Origin of the sequence: Chryseobacterium sp. GM_Chr_2, assembly GCF_026540445.1 — a bacterium.
Classification (GTDB): domain Bacteria; phylum Bacteroidota; class Bacteroidia; order Flavobacteriales; family Weeksellaceae; genus Chryseobacterium.
In genome coordinates this window covers 51700-69839 of the sequence record NZ_JALNUD010000010.1, presented here as the reverse complement: position 1 = coordinate 69839, position 18140 = coordinate 51700, and the positions used below count along the sequence as shown (strand labels likewise).

Sequence of the window (18140 nt, the reverse complement as noted above, 5' to 3'; positions counted from 1 at the left end):
AAACCATAAAAAACAAAAAGTTATGAAGATTTTGAAAATAGCTGCTTTAAGTGCAGTTTTTGCGGCGCAATTTGCATTTGCGCAATTCAAACAAACACCTTTACCGTATGCATATAATGCATTGGAAGGAAATATCGATGCCCAGACGATGGAGATCCATTATTCAAAGCATGCAGCGGCTTATGTTGCTAATTTGAATAAAGCCATTGCCGGAACTCCACAGGAAAAGCAAACCTTATTCGAGATCATGTCGAATGCTTCTAAACTACCTGCTGCAGTAAGAAATAATGCGGGTGGACATTACAATCACGAGCTGTTCTGGACGGTTCTTACGCCGGTAAAAAATACGCAGCCTTCCGCAAAATTAATGAAAGCAATCACCGATGCGTTCGGAAGTATGGATGCTTTTAAAGCAAAAATGGCCAAAGCAGGTGCAGATCGTTTTGGTTCAGGTTGGGCATGGCTTTCGGTAGATAAAAATGGTAAACTATTTGTTTCGTCGACAGCTAATCAGGATAATCCGTTGATGGATGTGGTAGAAGAAAAAGGAACGCCTATTTTCGGGATCGATGTTTGGGAACATGCCTATTATCTGAAATATCAGAACAAAAGAGCAGATTATTTAACAGCAATCTGGAACGTAACCAACTGGAAAGAGATCAGCAGAAGATACGAAGAAGCGATCACTAAAAAATAATTCATGAACTTTATTTGCAGCATATTCCTCACCTTATTTGTGGTATTCAGACCTCTGATGCCATTGGCGGAGTATGCTGTAAATTATACTTATATTTCGGAAGTTTTATGTATCAACAAAAACAAACCCGAGCTTCACTGTAACGGAAAATGTTACCTCGGAAAAGAACTCGCAAAAGCAAATGACAGCGATTCTTCTCCAGTAAGCAAAGCCAAAAATTCAGGTCAGAAATTACTCGATATCTACCTTCTGCCTGCCGTTGCCAATATCAAAAAAACCGAAAAGCCGGACTTTACAAATTTCACTTTTATTTACCATTCGGCGTATTCTTTTCTTTTTCTGAAACACATTTTCAGACCTCCTGTTTTTTAGAATAACATCACAATATTTTTGGGCGATTCCCTTTCCCTGGCTTTTCCAACCGCTCGGGTCGGGCTGTCCGCTCCTATCTTTTTTTAGATTCTTCCTTGCGTCAGAATCCAAAAAAAGGATAGCCGCTTCCATCCCTATCGCGATGGAGGTCATTTCAACCTATTGTAACGTGAATTCACACAGAAGTCAGGTTTAATGATAAAGGAAAGAGAAAATGTCAATCCTTAACTCCATTAAAACGACCTCGGAAAATGAAGCGTTAAGAAAATTAAAAATAAATCCGTTAAAAAATTCCCATTGTTCGAAGCGCGAGACTCATTCAGTTACGAAGACAAACTATTGAATTCGCATATGTTTTGGGAATTTTAGGATGGATTATTAATTTTTAGCATTCAGTTCCTGATCTTGATTTTTTGTTTTAAGACAAAAGAAGATAGCTTTTAAATTAAGTCAACACTGCTGAATTCACCAAATTTTACTTCTAAAAAATAAATTAAAAAATGTACAAATTTTTATCATTACTCTCAGCAGTAATTATTTTATTCACTTTTACTTCATGCCGAAATAACGACGAAGACGAGTCTCAAGATACCACTTCCGGAAAACTACAAATCAAATTTGAAAATGGCTTTAATAATCTCGGAGATATTGTGCTGAATCAAACCACTCAGACCTCATCACAAGGTCAAAAACATAACTTTTCTGCTTTAAAATATATCATCAGCAATATCAGTTTGGTGGACGAAGCCGGAAATGAATTCAAATACAACGAAAATAATCCCGATAAAGGCGCTTTTATCATCGATCAGGCTGATGCGGTGGCGGGAATCGTCTACATTAATCTCGATGAGGTTCCAAAAAGAAATTACAAAAAAGTTAAATTCGGGTTAGGACTCAGCCAGAATGCTTACTTGTTGGGGCAGGACGGGCAGGCGGAATTCTGGACCAAAGCCAAACAGAAAGGAATGACCTGGTCCTGGGCGGCGGGCTATGTCTTTGTAAAGCTGGAAGGAAAATACGGAACCGCTTCTCCGCAGACAGAATTTATGAATCACACCGGAAATATGGGTAATGTAACCGCCAACAACACGCCCGATCTTTACCGCGAGATTACTTTGGATTTACCAACAACCGCAAGAGTAAGTACGCAAATTACGCCTTCTATCCATATTCTGGCAGATCTGAATCAGTTTTTAAGCGGCGAAAATACATTGAGTTTAAATTCTACAAATGATATGATGATGGGGTCCAGCCAGCATCTAGTAAATGTAACGAATAACCTGACCAAAATGTTTAAAGTAGATCACGTTCATAATGATTAAGTTACTTAAAACAGTTTTGTTTGTTTTCTCTTTTTTGAGTTTTATTTCCTGTACGGATGAGGTAATTGAACCCATTGAGAAAAATGAGCCTTATGCTTTGGAATATCCGTCTTATTTCTCAAAAATGACATTTGATTCTTCAGAAAATCCTCTGACTAAAAATGGAGTAGAGCTCGGACGAAAATTATTCTATGAAGGCAGGCTTTCGCGAAATAATACCATTTCCTGCGGCTTCTGCCATATTCAGGAAAATGCTTTCACCCATCATGGTCACACGGTAAGTCATGGGGTTGATGACAGAATTGGAATCAGAAATGCTCCGCCGATTCAGAATATGGCTTTTTTACAACGGTATATGTGGGATGGGGTCATTCATAACCTGAACGAACAGCCTATCAGTCCGATCACAGATGTGAATGAAATGGACAGCTCGATTCCGGAAATTGTGTCCAAATTAAATGCGGATGCGAAGTATAAAAAATTATTCAAAGCAGCGTATGGCGATGAAAATATTACAGGAGATAGAATTCTAAAGGCGTTATCGAAATTTATGGTTACTCTAATTTCTGCAGATTCTAAATATGATCGGATGAAGCAAGGAAAAGAAAATTTTTCTTCAGAAGAACTACAAGGAATGAATTTATTTCAACAAAAATGTTCATCATGCCACAGCGGAGAATTGTTTACCGATGAAAGTTTTAGAAATACAGGAATGTATTACAATACGCAGTTTAAAGATGCCGGGCGTTATCGCGTAACGCTGGAACAGGTAGATTGGATGAAATTCCGGGTTCCGAGTTTAAGAAATGTTGAATACACAGCGCCTTATATGCATGATGGCAGGTTTTATACTTTGGAAGCCGTGTTGAATTTTTACTCGGATAACGTGGAAGATAATCCCAATTTGGATCCTCGATTAAAACAAAACGGTCACCTCGGAATTGCTATGAATACTCAGGAAAAACAATTAATCATTACTTTCCTGAAAACCTTGTCTGATAAAAATTTCATATCTAATCCAAAATTTGCGGAATAATTTTTTTAAACATGAATAAAATATTTTTAATCATAAGCTTGATTTTATTTAATTTAAATCAGGCTAAACCTAAGAGTGACAGCCTTTATATTCCTGATGAGGTTCACCAAGATTTTTTTGATGATTGTGACGCCTGCGGTTGCGGAGCAGGAAACGGCTCTTCAGGTTTTGAATCTTTACTGAATCCTCAGTTTATTGGAATTAAATATTTTGCCCAACATTATAAAGCCAAAGAAAATCTGTTTGTAAAAGATTTAACTCAAGATCAGTATTTTAATACCATTCAGTTGTGGGCAAGAATTCCGGTAACGCAAAAACTGAGTGTTTATGGAAGTCTACCGTTTCATTTTCACGAGAAACAGACATTGCAGGGAGATATAAATATCAACGGAATCGGAGATTTTAATATTATGGGAATCTATCAACTGCTAAATTCTAAGAATAATATTCATCAGCTGAACGGTGGCGTAGGAATAAAAGTTCCGTTGGGGAAATTTGATGAAAAAGGAATTACGGGGGTAAATCCAAGTTTTCAGCTGGGAACAGGGAGTTGGGATTACCAGATGGTACTGAATTATAAATTCCAGAAAAATAAAATCGCTTTGTTGATGAATACAGATTATACCATTAAAACAGAAAATAAAAAGCATTACAATTTCGGAAATCAATGGAATTATGCTGCAACAGGTTTTTATCAGTTTGTTGAGAATGATAGAATAATTTTCTCAGGAAAAACGGGTTTGCAAGGAGAAGTTTTTGATCAAAATAAACAGTTTAACGAAGCATTACCAAGAACGGCAGGAAGTGCTTTGTATGGAAAGCTGGGTTTTGAGGCTTCTTATAAAAAAATCAGTTTGGGAAGTGAAATCATGCTTCCGGTATATTCCAATTTGGCGGGAGGTGATATTCAAGCGAAATCGCGTTTTAGTGTTTTCCTGAATTTTGGGATTTAAATTAATTTTTTTAACATAAAGATTTATTTAAACTCCTTTTCATTTAAAGGAGTAAAGATGAATAGCAAAGCTGTTTGATGAAGCTGCATAAAACACTTACTTCCTCAAATCAATTTTTAATTGATTCATTCTTTGCTCCTTAAAAATATTAACAACAGCGAATAAAACTTTGCGTTAAAAAATATCATTTCAATAAATTAATTTCAGCGTTTATGTATTTGTAAATCAATTTATTAAATTCAATTTTGATTCTGTGATTTATTTTCTATCTTTGCCGCAATCTGGTGAGCCATAAAAAGCGCTTAAAAGGGAATCCGGTGAAAATCCGGGACAGACCCGCTGCTGTAAGCTCCACACCAAAGTTTTTGATGATAATATCCACTGTTTTTTAATGGGAAGGATTTCAAAAACGGAGTAAGTCAGAAGACCTGCCAGACCATAAACGTTTGACGCTTTCGTGGAATAAAGCTTAGGACATCATTGATCTTGTGTGGTTTACGACTGCGCTTTATCGGTGTATTCTTATATCCATTAGCGTCATCATTATCTAAATGAGCTAATGGTGGCAAAAGTTCTTACATCTCAACTCTATAAGGTTGTTTTCGCAGTTTTTGTGTTAACAGCGCAATTGTTGTTTTCACAATCCAAAAAAGATACGATTAAGGAGAAGACGATTCTTCCGGTCAATATTTACAAAAAGAATTTTAAAGAAATTCTTCCTGCACAAACGCTTTCGGGAGAACAGCTGGAAAGACTCAACAGTCAGTCGGTTGCCGATGCACTGAGGTATTTTTCAGGAGTTCAGATCAAAGATTACGGCGGAGTTGGCGGCTTAAAAACCGTGAATATTCGAAGCATGGGAAGCCAGCATGTTGGGGTTTTCTATGACGGTATTCAATTGGGAAATGCTCAAAATGGAGTGGTTGATCTTGGTAAATTTTCGTTAGATGATATTGAGGAAATTTCTCTTTATAACGGACAAAAAAGTGAAATTTTTCAACCGGCTAAAGATTTTGGTTCGTCGGGTTCTATTTATATGCAGGCTAAAACTCCGACTTTTAGAAATGGTAGAAAAACAAATTTGATTCTAAGGACAAAATCTTCTTCTATCCAGCTTTTTAATCCTTCTTTTCGTTTAGAGCAAAAGATTACCGATAAAATTGCGGCAAGTTTCAGCTCGGAATATTTGCAGACGGATGGTATTTATAAATTCAGAGCCGCAAAAAAAAATAATGACGGTTCTACGGCGTATGATACCATTGCTAAAAGATATGATTCTGATGTGACTTCAAAACGTTTTGAGACCAGCTTAAACGGAAATTTAAACAATGGAAACTGGAGCATAAGAGGATACGGATATTTATCGGATCGTGGGGTTCCGGCAGCTATTATCAGCAATGGTTTTATTCCGCGAGGTTCTAGAATGAGGGATGAAAATTATTTTGTTCAGGGACAGTTTAGAAAGAAAATATTCAGAAATTTTGAAACTCAGTTCAAAACAAAATTTGCTTATGATTACACAAGATTTGCAGATACTTTAAATGTTGGAGATACCGCATTAAGAATCGACAATACTTTTATCCAAAGAGAAGTGTATTTTTCTTCTTCCAATTTATATTCTATTACTCCAAACTGGGATGTGAGTGCAAGTTTCGACTTTCAGTATAATAATCTGGATGCCAATTTAATCGATTTTTCATATCCAACACGTTATACTTCGTTGGTCGCTTTTGCAACAACCTATCAATGGAATCAGTTTAAGGTATTGGGAAGCGTTTTGGGAACTTTTATTAATGAAAATGTACAAAAGAATTACAATGCTCCCGATAAAACAGAGTGGACACCTTCAATTTTTGCGAGTTATCAACCTTTTGACTCCAACGATTTTACGGTAAGAGCTTTCTATAAAAGGATTTTCAGAATGCCGACTTTTAACGATCTCTATTATACAATGATCGGGAATACGCTTTTGAAACCCGAATATACGAATCAGTATGACGTGGGTTTTACCTATCAGAAACTTTTTGATCATCAGAATTTTAAAGGCATTTATTTAAAAGTAGACGGTTATTACAATGTCGTAGAAAATAAAATCGTCGCGATGCCGACTGCTAATTTGTTTCGATGGACGATGACCAATCTTGGAAACGTTGAAATTATCGGAGCCGATGTCAATCTTCAGGTCGAGATCAATGTGGGAAATGTAAGGTTGAAGCCATTGTTGAGCTATACCTATCAAAGTGCAAGAGATTTAACAGATCCGAGCGAGTCTAATTACGGTGATCAGATTCCTTATGTTCCATGGCATGCCGGAACGTTTACGATGATGGCAGATTACAAAGACTGGAGTTTCAATTACAGCGGAATGTATGTAGGGGAGCGCTATGACGGACAATTAAATAATATTCAGTACAATTATATTCAGCCCTGGTATACGCATGACCTTTCTGTGCAAAGGAAATTCCATTGGCTTTCACACGATTTCAAGGTGAGTTTTGAGGTGAATAATATTTTCAACCAAAATTATGAAGTTGTGAAAAACTATCCGATGCCGGGTAGAAATTTTAAACTGATCTTAAGCTTTATGTTATGAAAAAACTCAACTTTTTTTTACTGGCTTTTACTTTACTTTTTCTGCTTTCATGCAGAACAGATGATGTGGTGGTTCCCGAAGAAAGAGAAACACTTACTCAGCCCGAAAATACGGCTATCAAAGGTTTTTATCTTTTAAATGAAGGGAATATGGGGAGTAATAAATCGACCCTCGATTTTTTTGATTATACCACCGGTACCTACCGCAGAAATATTTATGCGGAAACGAATCCAACGGTTGTGAAAGAGCTTGGCGACGTAGGAAATGATATTATGGTGTATGGCGGAAAGCTCTATGCCGTTATCAATGTTTCCAATAAAATTGAAGTGATGGATGCCAAAACGGCAAAACGAATCAAAACGATTCAGTTGCAGAATTGCCGTTACCTGAATTTTAAAGGAAATAAAATCTATGCGAGCAGCTACGCCGGTCCGGTAGCATTGGATCCGAATTCTCCGCCTGGAAGAGTGGTTGAAATTGATACGGCTTCGCTTTCTATTCAGAGAGAAGTAGTCGTTGGATATCAGCCTGAGGAGATGGATATTGTGGGAAATCAGTTATTTGTTGCCAATTCCGGAGGATATAAATTCCCGAATTATGATAAAACCGTGTCGGTGATCGATCTTACCACTTTTACTGAGACTAAGAAAATAAATGTGGCGATTAATCTTCACCGTTTGCAAAAAGACAATTATGGCGATTTGTATGTGAGTTCGAGAGGAGATTATTATAATATTCCTTCGAGTTTGTTTTTACTGGATGCCGCAACTGGAGTCGTAAAAAAAGATTTTCATGTTGCCGTAAGCGGAATGACGATCGTAAATGATAAACTCTATTATTATGGAAACGAATTTAATTATAATACCCATTCTTACACCAAAACTTTCGGAATTATCGATGTTAAAACCGAGCAGGTTATTTCCACAAAAATTATCGATCAGGAATATGTGGATGCCATAAAAGCGCCTTACGGAATTGCCGTAAATCCTATCACCGAAGATATTTATATTACCGATGCCCGAAATTATGTGGTCACAGGATATGTCTATTGTTTTGATAAGAATGGAAAATTCAAATGGAAAACTGAAGGCGGAAATATTCCTGCTCACTTTGCTTTTTTATATAAATAATTAAATCTGAACGATGAAGAACAACAACTTTAAATATATAAAGACCTCACTTTTAGCCATATTATTTGTTGGAATCACCGCCTGTAAAAGTGATGACGACGATTTTACTTTTAATGGTCTTGAAGAATCGTATTCTATTGACCGTTTTAATGTCTTGAGCATTCCTACAAACGTATCGGCAAATGTAACATGGAGTATTAGAGATTCTATTATTTCACAAAATTCAGAACTGGAATTCATCAGCCCGACTGTTGATACCTATCCTTTAACACTGAAAATTGAAAGGAATGGGAATATTCAAACTTATAAATCAAAAATCATTGTGAACCACGAGGTTGGAAACTATAGCAAATATATTTCAAAGGTTTTAGATTTTAAACCTGCAGTTGGTCAGTTTATTAATGAAATTCCGGAGTACGAAAACGGAAGTACTTCAGCAGCGATGATTCAGAAAGCGAATGATTATCTTGTAGGAGGAAATTCTTCCATGGTTACCCTTGGTGGCTACGGCGGCTATGTGGTGTTCGGATTCGATCATACGATTCCGAATATGAACGGCAGAGATTTTAAAGTGCTAGGAAATGCTTTTTTTGCCAACGGATCTACAGACCGCGCAGGATCTTGCGAGCCGGGAATCATCATGGTGGCTTATGATAAGAATAAAAACGGCAAGCCAGACGATAATGAATGGTACGAAATTGCCGGAAGCGAATATTTTAAAAATACAACAACAAAAGACTATACAATAACTTACTTCAAACCCAATAGTAATAAAGTTCCGGTTCCGGGGAATGAGTATTGGCAAACCGATGTGGAGTACATCAAATGGGAGGATAATAAGGAGAATTCTGGATTTAAAACAAAAAATACCTTCCATAGCCAAAGCTATTATCCGTTGTGGCTTTCTGATCAATCTTACGGTTTTTCAGGAACCAAACTTCAGGATAATTTTCATGACCAAAGTGGAACCGGAACATATTGGGTAGGAAAGTCTTACGATTTCGGATATGCAGACAACGCTCCGAATAATGACGAAGCTTCCAATATCGATATTTCCTGGGCGGTAGATCGAAACGGAAAATATGTAAAACTTCCTGGAGTCGATTTTGTGAAAGTGTATACCGGGGTAAATCAGGAAGCAGGATGGCTGGGCGAAGTGTCTACGGAAGTTGCCGGAGCGTATGATTTACATCTCAAATAAATTCAATAATATTTCTAAAATTAAATAAAAATGAAAAAGTTTTATCTTTTTACATTGCTTTTTCTGTTTGCATGCTTTACCAATGCGCAGATAAAAGTACAGGGCGTGCCCCGAAATGACCTTTCGCAGAATTTGCCTGTGCAAAGTCAGAATCTTACCACTACTACTTTGCCTTTTTCAGACATTCAGTATTGGGTAGGCACAGGAACCAACGAAGCAGCTTTGGTGATTCAGTGGAATGACAGTAAAAATCCTGATGCCTTGGTTTGGGGGTTCAGATGGAACGGAACAGCGACAGGTGAAGATATGCTTAAGGCGATTGCAAAAGCAGATCACAGATTTTATACTTTGTTGAGACAGGGAACTCAGTTTGGTACTGCTGTGGGCGGAATTGGTTTTGATTTGAATGGAATTAATTCCAACGCATTGTACAAAAACGGCGACACGATGTATCCGTTGTATCCGTCAGAAGGGATTATCAATACTTCGGAATATGATTTTGATTCTTATACTGCCGCAGATACGAATGACCATTGGAAATCTGGCTGGACAACCGGATATTGGTCGTATTGGGTGAAAGATCCTGCGGATACAGATTTTGGATACTCAGGAGTAGGTGCTTCAACTAGACAATTGCAAAATGGTTCTTGGGATGTTTGGAATTTTAATGTTGATATGAATTCTTTTCCTATTTCTTCTACATTAACTCCGGTTTCGCCTTATGTAAATTCTACTGACTTTACCAATGGCTATTTTATTGTGAATGAAGAATGGTTTGGCCACACCAACGGTTCTGTAAATTTTGTTAATCCAAATGGAACCGTTAATTACAGAATTTATAGCAATGTGAATAATAATGAAGCTTTTGGGGCAACTACGCAATTCGGAACAATTTACGGAGACAAATTCTATTTTGTTTCTAAGCAAGCTGCTGATGGTGGTGACACACAATATACACCAGGTGGAAGATTAGTGGTTGCCAATGCACAAACCATGCAGAAAATTGCCAGCTTTAATACGATTGGTGGGGGAGACGGAAGATCTTTCTTAGGCGTTAACGAACACAAAGGATACATTGGAGCTTCTAACGGAATCTATACTTTTGATATCGATAATATGCAGGTAGGTTCTCTCATTCCTACAACAGGTGGTGGAAGTGCTTATGCAGGACAAATCGGGAATATGATCAGAACTTCTCAATATGTTTTTGCCGTAAAACAGGCTGCCGGAATTTTTATTATTGATCCTAATACAGATACAGTCATTCAGACAATTTCGGGATCTTTCAATTCTATTGTTCAGGCTAAAGACGGAAGTATTTGGGCAATTCAGGATCAAAAGTTGGTCAATATTCATCCGACAACTTTTGCTACGACAATTTATAATATTCCAACCACAAAATATTTTGCTTCTTGGGGCGCTTGGCATGCAGGAAGCTTTACCGCAAGTAAGCAGAATAATGCATTATACTGGATCAATTCTATCAATAGTTTTTCTTCAGGAACACAGATTGTGAAGTTTGATGTAACTACCAAAACATTCAATGAAAATTTTGCAACGATTCCGGGGCAAACAGGATCATTCCCACAAATTCCTTACGGAGCAGCACTGCGTGTGAATCCTACAACAGATGAATTGATTCTTAACACTACAGAATACGGTTACGGAGCTCATTACCAAAATAACTGGGTTCATACTTATAATAACAGCGGAACTTTAACCAATACTTTAAAATTAAACGATTATTACTGGTTTCCGGCTGTCGTTGTTTTCCCGGATAATACAAATCCTGTGGTGGCGGCTACTTTCCCGATTCAGATTAATGTAAATAGTGCAACATCAATCGATTTAAAAACAATCGTTACGGATGATGATAATGCCTCTGCTTCTATTGTAAAAGCAGTGAAATCAAACAGCAATGCAAATGTAGTTTCTGCGGTAATTAATTTGAATGACGAATTGGTTTTAACACCACAAGGAAACGGAACTGCTGAGGTGGTAATAAGTTTCAACTCAAACGGTAAAGTGGTAGAAAAAACGCTGACAGTGAATGCGACAAGCGGAGTTTTATCAACTGTTGAGGTAAAGAAAACCGAATTAAGCATTTATCCAAATCCTGCGACTGATATTTTAAATATCAAGACACAGGATAAGGTGGTAAATATTTCTATTTTTGATGCATCCGGAAGATTAGTGAATGCTAAATTCGAAAACGGACAAGTAAATGTAAGTACTCTTGCAAAAGGCATTTACATCGTGAAGATCGTTACGGACAAAGCAGTTTATCAACAAAAATTGATGAAGAACTAATTTTTCACAAGCATATTCAAGTTTGTTTTTTAGCCTCCACCTCTTGCCTTTGGTGGAGGCTTATTTTTTTCTTCCTTTGATGTTTGGTAAAAAGGCTGTGATGATTCCCATTAACGGTAAAAAAGCACATATTTTAAAGACATATTCAATGCTTGTATCATCGGCAACTGCTCCCAATACGGCAGAACCGATTCCTCCCATTCCAAACATAAATCCAAAAAATAATCCGGCTACCAATCCTATTTTGTTAGGCATTAAATCCGTTGCGTATACCAATATCGCTGAAAATGCCGAAGCAATAATTAATCCGATGATAACGGCAAAAACAATCGTCCAGAACAACGGAAGATAAGGCAAGCAAAGGGTAAACGGTGCCGCTCCTAAGATGGAGATCCAGATAATTTTTTTTCTTCCGTATTTGTCTCCTAATTTTCCGCCTAAAATTGTTCCGACAGCAACAGCAGCTAAGAACATGAATAAATATAATTGAGAATCTTTCACCGAGATATGGAATTTATCCATCAAGAAAAAGGTAAAATAATTCGTCATGGAAGCCAGGTAAATGTACTTTGAAAATACCAGTGCCAATAAAATCGTCACTGAGAAAAGTACCTTCTTTTTAGATAATTGTATTTCAATAATATCGCTCGGATGTTTTGCTGATTTTTTTAATGATAATCTTTCCGCATACCAGTTTCCGATTCTCCACAATACGATAATTCCGATAAATGCTGCGATCGCAAATAAGCCAACATAGCCTTGTCCTAAAGGAAGAACAATTAAAGCAACCAATAAAGGTCCTATCGCACTTCCTGAGTTTCCACCTACCTGAAAGATCGATTGTGCCAATCCTTTTTGTCCGCCCGATGCCAATTGTGCTACTCGTGATGCTTCAGGATGAAAAACGGACGAGCCCATTCCGATTAAAGCCACTGAAATTAAGATCACATAATATTGATGAGCTACTGCCAACAATAATAATCCCGCCATTGATAATCCCATGCCAATCGCTAATGATCTCGGATTTGGTTTTTTATCGGTATAAATTCCGACAAATGGTTGTAAAATGGATGCTGTTAATTGAAATACCAGTGTAATAATCCCAATTTGAGCAAATGATAAACTGAATTCTCCCTTCAAAATAGGGTAGAGGGATGGGATGGTAGATTGGATCAGGTCATTCAGGAAATGTGAAAAACTGATCATAAATAAAATAGAGTAGACAATTTTTGTAGTGTCAATTGTCGGAGCCTTTACATTTTCCATAAGAATAGGATTTTTATATTCATCATATCATCTGATGAATTGGATTAAATTTTTTTATTTTAATAAATTCTGTCTACAATTTGCTGCGCAATAAATTCAGCTTTTTCAGAATCTTTATTTTCAATCGCCAAATAAAGATCAGTATGGATTTTCTGAGAAATTTTAAATGGTTCTGTATCGTTATTATGGCGATGCTCAAAAGAACTCCGAATATGCTTGCTTGCAATGATGAAGATTTCTTTCAAAAGACTATTTCCACAAGCTTTGGCAATAGACACATGAAAGTTAACATCGGCTTCGTAACATTCTAGTGCTTTTCTTTCATCGGCAAGTTTATTTCTAAGATCTAAAAACATTTTAATAGTTTTTAAATCTTCCTCTGTACGATGAGTTGCTGCTTTTCCTGCAATTTTCGCATCTAGGATTGATCTTACTTCCAATACATCTTCAAGCTTCGCTTTATCTATTTGCGCTTCCAGAGATTCTTGCGCATTTTTAGAAACAATAAAGGTTCCGACGCCTTGCTGAACGCTGAGAATTCCTTTTATCAGTAAAATTTTTATTGCCTCACGAATGCTGGAACGCCCAACTCCGTAGATTTTCATCAGCTCAGGCTCAATCGGAAGTTTTTCTCCAATAAGATATTCCTCATTGAGAATTCCTTCCAACAATCTTTCGGCTACTTCTTCGGCTAAGGTCTTTCTTTGAATCTGCATTATTTTAAACATCATATCATCTGATGAATTGCAAAGGTATAGTTTTTAATTCGAAGTTCAAAGTTTAATGCTTAAAGTTCTTGTTTATCCAAACCTAACAGGTTTAAAACCTGTTAGGTTTAATATCAAAGTGGTAATTGAGTGTTCCCTGTTTATTAATTTAGTTTAAAACAGTTGTTTTCATTTGCTGAGTGAAATGGGCTCAATCTAAAACTTAGGGAGAAAGTAAATAAACTTTTTATTGTCTTTTATAAGTGAAACGGCTTAGTGAAACTTAAAACATTGGGTAATCAAAAAAAACTTTGTGGGTTTTGTGTTCAAAGTTTAAGGTATTGAACTTTTATAGTTAAGCGAGTTAAGAATTGCTTTAGAATAGTATGCTTAGATACCTATGAGGATGACAAATTTTATATTAATGTCCTCCATTTTCACGAGATAGAAACAAAAAAGAGACTTCAAATGAAATCTCTTTTAGTAGCCCGTAGGGGAAGCGCTTTTACAAAATTTGAGCATAAATTTTCAGAGAATACTTATAAAAATCAAAGATTCCTTGATTCTGATTTCCTTTGTTTGACCTCCTCCTCATACTTGTATTCGGAAGATTTTCGTAAATATTTATAATGTTTGTTAAAATCTGTTAAAAATCCGACTCTTTTTTTGAACATCTGTTATAAAGCTGATATATAAAAATTTATAAGTATGACTATTAAAGTACATGAAATAGACCTGAAAGTTAATTGGATCGGAATTCAATTGGACATTCACAAGAATGGGACACGAAAAAAGAAAATGCTGGATATTAGATACTACAAATATCCAAAAACTCCTCTTGAAAGGGAAATCAATAAGGAAAGGAAAGAAATAGTCAAAAAAATTGTAGCAAATATCGAACTAAGGGGAATTGATGATTTGTATGAGAAAGGCTATCAAACAGAAAAAGATTTCTTTGAATACTGTGATGAATTTATTGAAAGAAAAGCTCAACATAGTGAGATGCGTACATTTAAGTCAATGATTGCAAAGCTCAAAACTTTCTGGAAAAAGAAAAAACTGCCTTGTTCTGAAATTGACGAAGAATTTTTAATTTCTTTCAAAGATTATTTGGATGCAACATTGAACGGTAGTACTCCGTTCAACTATTTCAAAAAGTTGAAAAGAATTATCAAGGAGGCTACAATTTCCAAGTATTTCAAAACAAATCCTGCTTTAAATATCAAAAACTCAAAAGGAATTTCAGCTGAAAAAGATATTCTCACATCGGAGGAAGCATTTTTATTGTCTATTACAGAGTGTTCCAACTCAAATGTTAAAAGAGCCTTTCTTTTCAGTTGCTTGACAGGCCTACGTTATTGTGATGTCAAGATACTCAAATGGAGCAATATCAATAATGAAAACATTCTTTCAATCGTTCAGGTCAAAACAAAGGAAAAGATGGTCATGCCTCTTCACGACAATGCTATTAAGCTCTTGGGAGAAAGAGAGCAGGGGAAATCTCTTGTTTTTGATTTGCCTTCCCATACAGGTTGTCTGGGTATTTTGAAGAAATGGGTTGAAAAAGCTGAAATTGATAAACACATCACTTGGCATTGTGCCAGACACACTTTTGCTACGTCTTTGATTTTTGCAGATGTTGGAATCAATATGGTTTCATCGCTTTTAGGTCATAAGGATTTGAGACAAACTCAAATTTATGTCAGAACCGCTGAACTTTCAAAAACCAAAGCTATAAATAAACTACCAAACATATTACCAGACTAATTATGAAAAAAGAAACTTTTGTAGAAATGATTATAGAGATAAGAGAATTACTCAGAAATCAAAAAAAGACTATGACTATTGATGATGTTTGTTACTATACAGGTTATCAAAAATCATATATATATAAATTAACAAGCAAAAAAAAAAATTCCGTACTGTAAAAAAGGAAAAAGTCTTTTCTTTGAGAAATCTAGAATTGATGAATGGCTTACAGAAGACAAAGTCAAAACACTTGAGGAAATAAAAGCTGAAGCAAATAATCAAAAACCAAAGAAAATTTAGTAAAAATGGAGAAAATCATTTCTTTTTTTAGAAACTGAAAATTACCATTATCAAAAGTATCGGCAAAATTGTCTGATTTCAAATAAAAAGCGTATTAATATTCCGAAAAAGGAAAGAAGAAGAGTATTAATACAGGTCAATTTTGCTTTTTGACTTTGTTCACCTCAAAAAATAAATAAATTATGTTTGATACTAATGCTCTAACATTATATCGAAAAGACGCTGAAACCCCTTGGAATACTGATGAAATTAAAAAGAACTTGATGCCTGCTGATAAATATGTCAGGGGAAATTTTAAGCCAACAGGAATGATTAGAAATATGGCAGTATTTATCAATGATGAAATGATTAAAATTGATGGAAGCATTCCCAAATATTTTAATAATAACAATATTGAAAACTTTGATTTCAGGTCTTTTCCAATTGCTATTATGTTATTGAGTGATGAACTAGGTGTTGATCTAAGAAATGCTCGGGTAAGAAGACTTGATATTGCTGCAAATTTTGAATTGGAAAACGAAGTTTCAGATTACTTTCTTGGACTATATTATTTGAAATATTTTCAGCGGGATACGTCAAAAAGAACTACTCTGAGATTTTATTCAAATAGTGGAAGAAGAAACTTAGTTTTTTATGATAAGATAAAAGAGTTTGCGACAAAAAATAAAAAACTTATTCAGGAGGATCCTTCATTTATTGATACTTTCCATAATTTGGTTAGGTATGAATTTATGATGCAATCAAATCCTTCAAAAATCTTGAAAATTTCAGACTTAAGGGTTAAAGATTTATTTGAAGCAGAAAACTGCAAAAAAGCTCTTAAATTGTGGTTTATGTATAATAAAATTCATAAAAAGTCATTGTTAGAATATCCTGATTTAAAAGGCTTAAAAGGCTTTGAAGTTTTTATGAAGAGATATCTCATTTATGAGTTTGGTAGGGATAAGATTGAATTTTTATTAAAGAAAGGAATTGACAAGGGTTTATTGTCCTCAAGCGATAAGTCAAAAAAACTTAAGCAATTTGATAATGCGTTGAACTCTGATTTTGGATTCAAATTTGATAAAAATACAATCGAATTCACTCATAAAGTTCGAATACAATATGTTGAGGGTTTGAAACAAATTTTCAGAATGAAATAAATATCAAAAAATAGTCAAGTAGGTCGTTGTTAACCTACTTTGTGCTTTTTAGAAGAAGACAAGGAGAATCATAGAAAAAATGTCAAATCCTTGAAAATCTTTTTATTGAAGCGAAACAGAGAAAGAAATTAGAAAAATTTCTATCTTTGCAATTCAAATTTTATCGGAAAATAAAAGTGTAAAACTTTTGCTTTTGTCTTGAGAATCTGCAAAATTCGGAGAGATTGTATAACAAACTCTTAAATGTTACAAAATGCAAACAGTTTGAGTACGCTTGTCCCCATAGGGCAAGTGGCTTATCCTGTTTTTATGTAACATAGGCTTTGCAGAGCCTTCAAGACTAAAAGCAAGTGATAACCACTTGCTTTTCTTTTTTTTTCCAGAAAAGCTGTTTTACGATAGACTTCATCACATCATTGAAGATTAAAACAGTAACAATATGAAAAACAATTATGGTTTTTTCTTTCTTTTATTGAGTTTGACGGTCTTTTGTCAAGGTGTAAAGGGACAAGAAACAGAAAAGCTAGAACAATGGATTTTTCCAGCCAAAAACAATTTTCTAAGACTGAAATCCAAAACAAATTCAGAGGATTTTTTCAGGATTAATTATTTCAAAATTTCAAATGATCTCGTAGGAACATCCCTTGAAATCGGAATCATGAACTCAGAACCAAGTGCCAAGCTTTTTGAGATCGGGAATGATGAAATTTCATTGATTAGGACAAAAGACGGAGCTTTTGGGGATATGGGTGGAGAAGAACATGATTTGGGGAGAAATAACATTTATTTCAAGCTCCCTACCCCAATAGGAGCAATCAAATGGAGCTATGCAGATGATAGCGGAACAATTTATTATGGTATGTGTTATTGGAAAGAAAATAACAACAAAGAAAAGTTTCTTGTCATTGAACGACAAATGTCAGGAAGGCAGCAATTCCCTGAAAAAACAGTTGAATACTATTCTAAGGATAGGGGATTGATAAAACAGGAAAAAATCAACATTAAAACTGGCAAAATTTCAGAATCCTATGCTGTTGAAGAATCAGGATTTGATTCTCAGACGAATATTCAGGATTTTCCTTTGTTTGATTCTTTAGAACCAGTCGAAAAAGACAAGTCATCCCAGACAAAAGAACAATCAAACACCACTAATCAACATCAAAACAACATATCATATCCAGACGGAACAATCCCGAAAGAATATGTAGTACAAGTGTTTTTAGACAAAGGTCTTCCTTACACTGTCAAAGATACACTCATCATCAAAAACAAGCGAGGAGTGGCAGGAATAACCAGCACCAAAGTATTTCAAAGGAGAGCAAGGGGTTTATTATGACGGAAATACAATACTTCATGGTGATT

At 35.5% G+C, this 18140-nt stretch carries 14 protein-coding genes and 1 riboswitch; of the genes, 12 read left to right on the top strand and 2 right to left on the bottom strand.

Features of this window, described 5'->3' with window-relative positions; all coding sequences use genetic code 11:
• The first annotated feature begins 22 nt into the window (after positions 1-22).
• From OXQ85_RS15235 to OXQ85_RS15195, 9 genes are all read left to right on the top strand, one after another.
• Complete coding sequence (locus tag OXQ85_RS15235; RefSeq protein ID WP_267405547.1) at positions 23-697, top strand: superoxide dismutase; 675 nt, start codon at positions 23-25, stop codon at positions 695-697.
• A gap of 3 nt (positions 698-700) precedes the next feature.
• On the top strand, positions 701-1069 hold the full coding sequence (locus OXQ85_RS15230) for a hypothetical protein (RefSeq protein ID WP_267405546.1): 369 nt from the start codon (positions 701-703) through the stop codon (positions 1067-1069).
• 500 nt (positions 1070-1569) lie between these two features.
• Positions 1570-2391, top strand: coding sequence for an MbnP family protein (locus OXQ85_RS15225; RefSeq protein WP_267405545.1), 822 nt, complete (start codon positions 1570-1572; stop codon positions 2389-2391).
• A complete protein-coding gene (locus OXQ85_RS15220; RefSeq protein WP_267405544.1) occupies positions 2384-3427 on the top strand; it encodes a cytochrome c peroxidase in 1044 nt (347 codons plus the stop codon). The genes OXQ85_RS15225 and OXQ85_RS15220 overlap by 8 nt, the downstream gene beginning before the upstream one ends.
• Before the next feature lie 11 nt (positions 3428-3438).
• Positions 3439-4380, top strand: coding sequence for a transporter (locus OXQ85_RS15215; protein ID WP_267405543.1), 942 nt, complete (start codon positions 3439-3441; stop codon positions 4378-4380).
• Between the two features lie 265 nt (positions 4381-4645).
• Positions 4646-4831, top strand: a riboswitch (cobalamin riboswitch).
• Between the two features lie 108 nt (positions 4832-4939).
• On the top strand, positions 4940-6973 hold the full coding sequence (locus tag OXQ85_RS15210; protein ID WP_267405542.1) for a TonB-dependent receptor: 2034 nt from the start codon (positions 4940-4942) through the stop codon (positions 6971-6973).
• Positions 6970-8103 carry a DUF5074 domain-containing protein gene (locus OXQ85_RS15205; protein WP_267405541.1) on the top strand — a complete coding sequence of 378 codons (1134 nt, stop codon included), beginning with the start codon at positions 6970-6972 and terminating at the stop codon, positions 8101-8103. The genes OXQ85_RS15210 and OXQ85_RS15205 overlap by 4 nt, the downstream gene beginning before the upstream one ends.
• Positions 8104-8116: 13 nt before the next feature.
• A complete protein-coding gene (locus tag OXQ85_RS15200; RefSeq protein ID WP_267405540.1) occupies positions 8117-9304 on the top strand; it encodes a cell surface protein in 1188 nt (395 codons plus the stop codon).
• Positions 9305-9334: 30 nt separating this feature from the next.
• Positions 9335-11614, top strand: a complete 2280-nt coding sequence (locus tag OXQ85_RS15195; RefSeq protein WP_267405538.1) for a DUF5074 domain-containing protein — start codon at positions 9335-9337, stop codon at positions 11612-11614.
• A gap of 60 nt (positions 11615-11674) precedes the next feature.
• Here OXQ85_RS15195 and OXQ85_RS15190 read toward each other — a convergent pair whose 3' ends face one another.
• Together OXQ85_RS15190 and OXQ85_RS15185 are read right to left on the bottom strand one after the other, a co-directional pair.
• Positions 11675-12880 carry an MFS transporter gene (locus OXQ85_RS15190; protein ID WP_267405536.1) on the bottom strand — a complete coding sequence of 402 codons (1206 nt, stop codon included), beginning with the start codon at positions 12878-12880 and terminating at the stop codon, positions 11675-11677.
• A gap of 59 nt (positions 12881-12939) precedes the next feature.
• Complete coding sequence (locus OXQ85_RS15185; RefSeq protein ID WP_267405534.1) at positions 12940-13596, bottom strand: FCD domain-containing protein; 657 nt, start codon at positions 13594-13596, stop codon at positions 12940-12942.
• A gap of 699 nt (positions 13597-14295) precedes the next feature.
• On the opposite strand from OXQ85_RS15185, the gene OXQ85_RS15180 reads away from it, so the two are divergent.
• The 3 genes from OXQ85_RS15180 (at position 14296) to OXQ85_RS15170 (ending at position 18114) form a co-directional block, all read left to right on the top strand.
• Positions 14296-15354, top strand: a complete 1059-nt coding sequence (locus tag OXQ85_RS15180; protein ID WP_267405532.1) for a site-specific integrase — start codon at positions 14296-14298, stop codon at positions 15352-15354.
• A 464-nt stretch (positions 15355-15818) separates the two neighbouring features.
• Complete coding sequence (locus tag OXQ85_RS15175) at positions 15819-16778, top strand: phage/plasmid replication protein (protein ID WP_267405531.1); 960 nt, start codon at positions 15819-15821, stop codon at positions 16776-16778.
• Between the two features lie 439 nt (positions 16779-17217).
• Positions 17218-18114, top strand: a complete 897-nt coding sequence (locus tag OXQ85_RS15170; RefSeq protein WP_267405529.1) for a hypothetical protein — start codon at positions 17218-17220, stop codon at positions 18112-18114.
• The last annotated feature ends 26 nt before the right edge of the window (positions 18115-18140 follow it).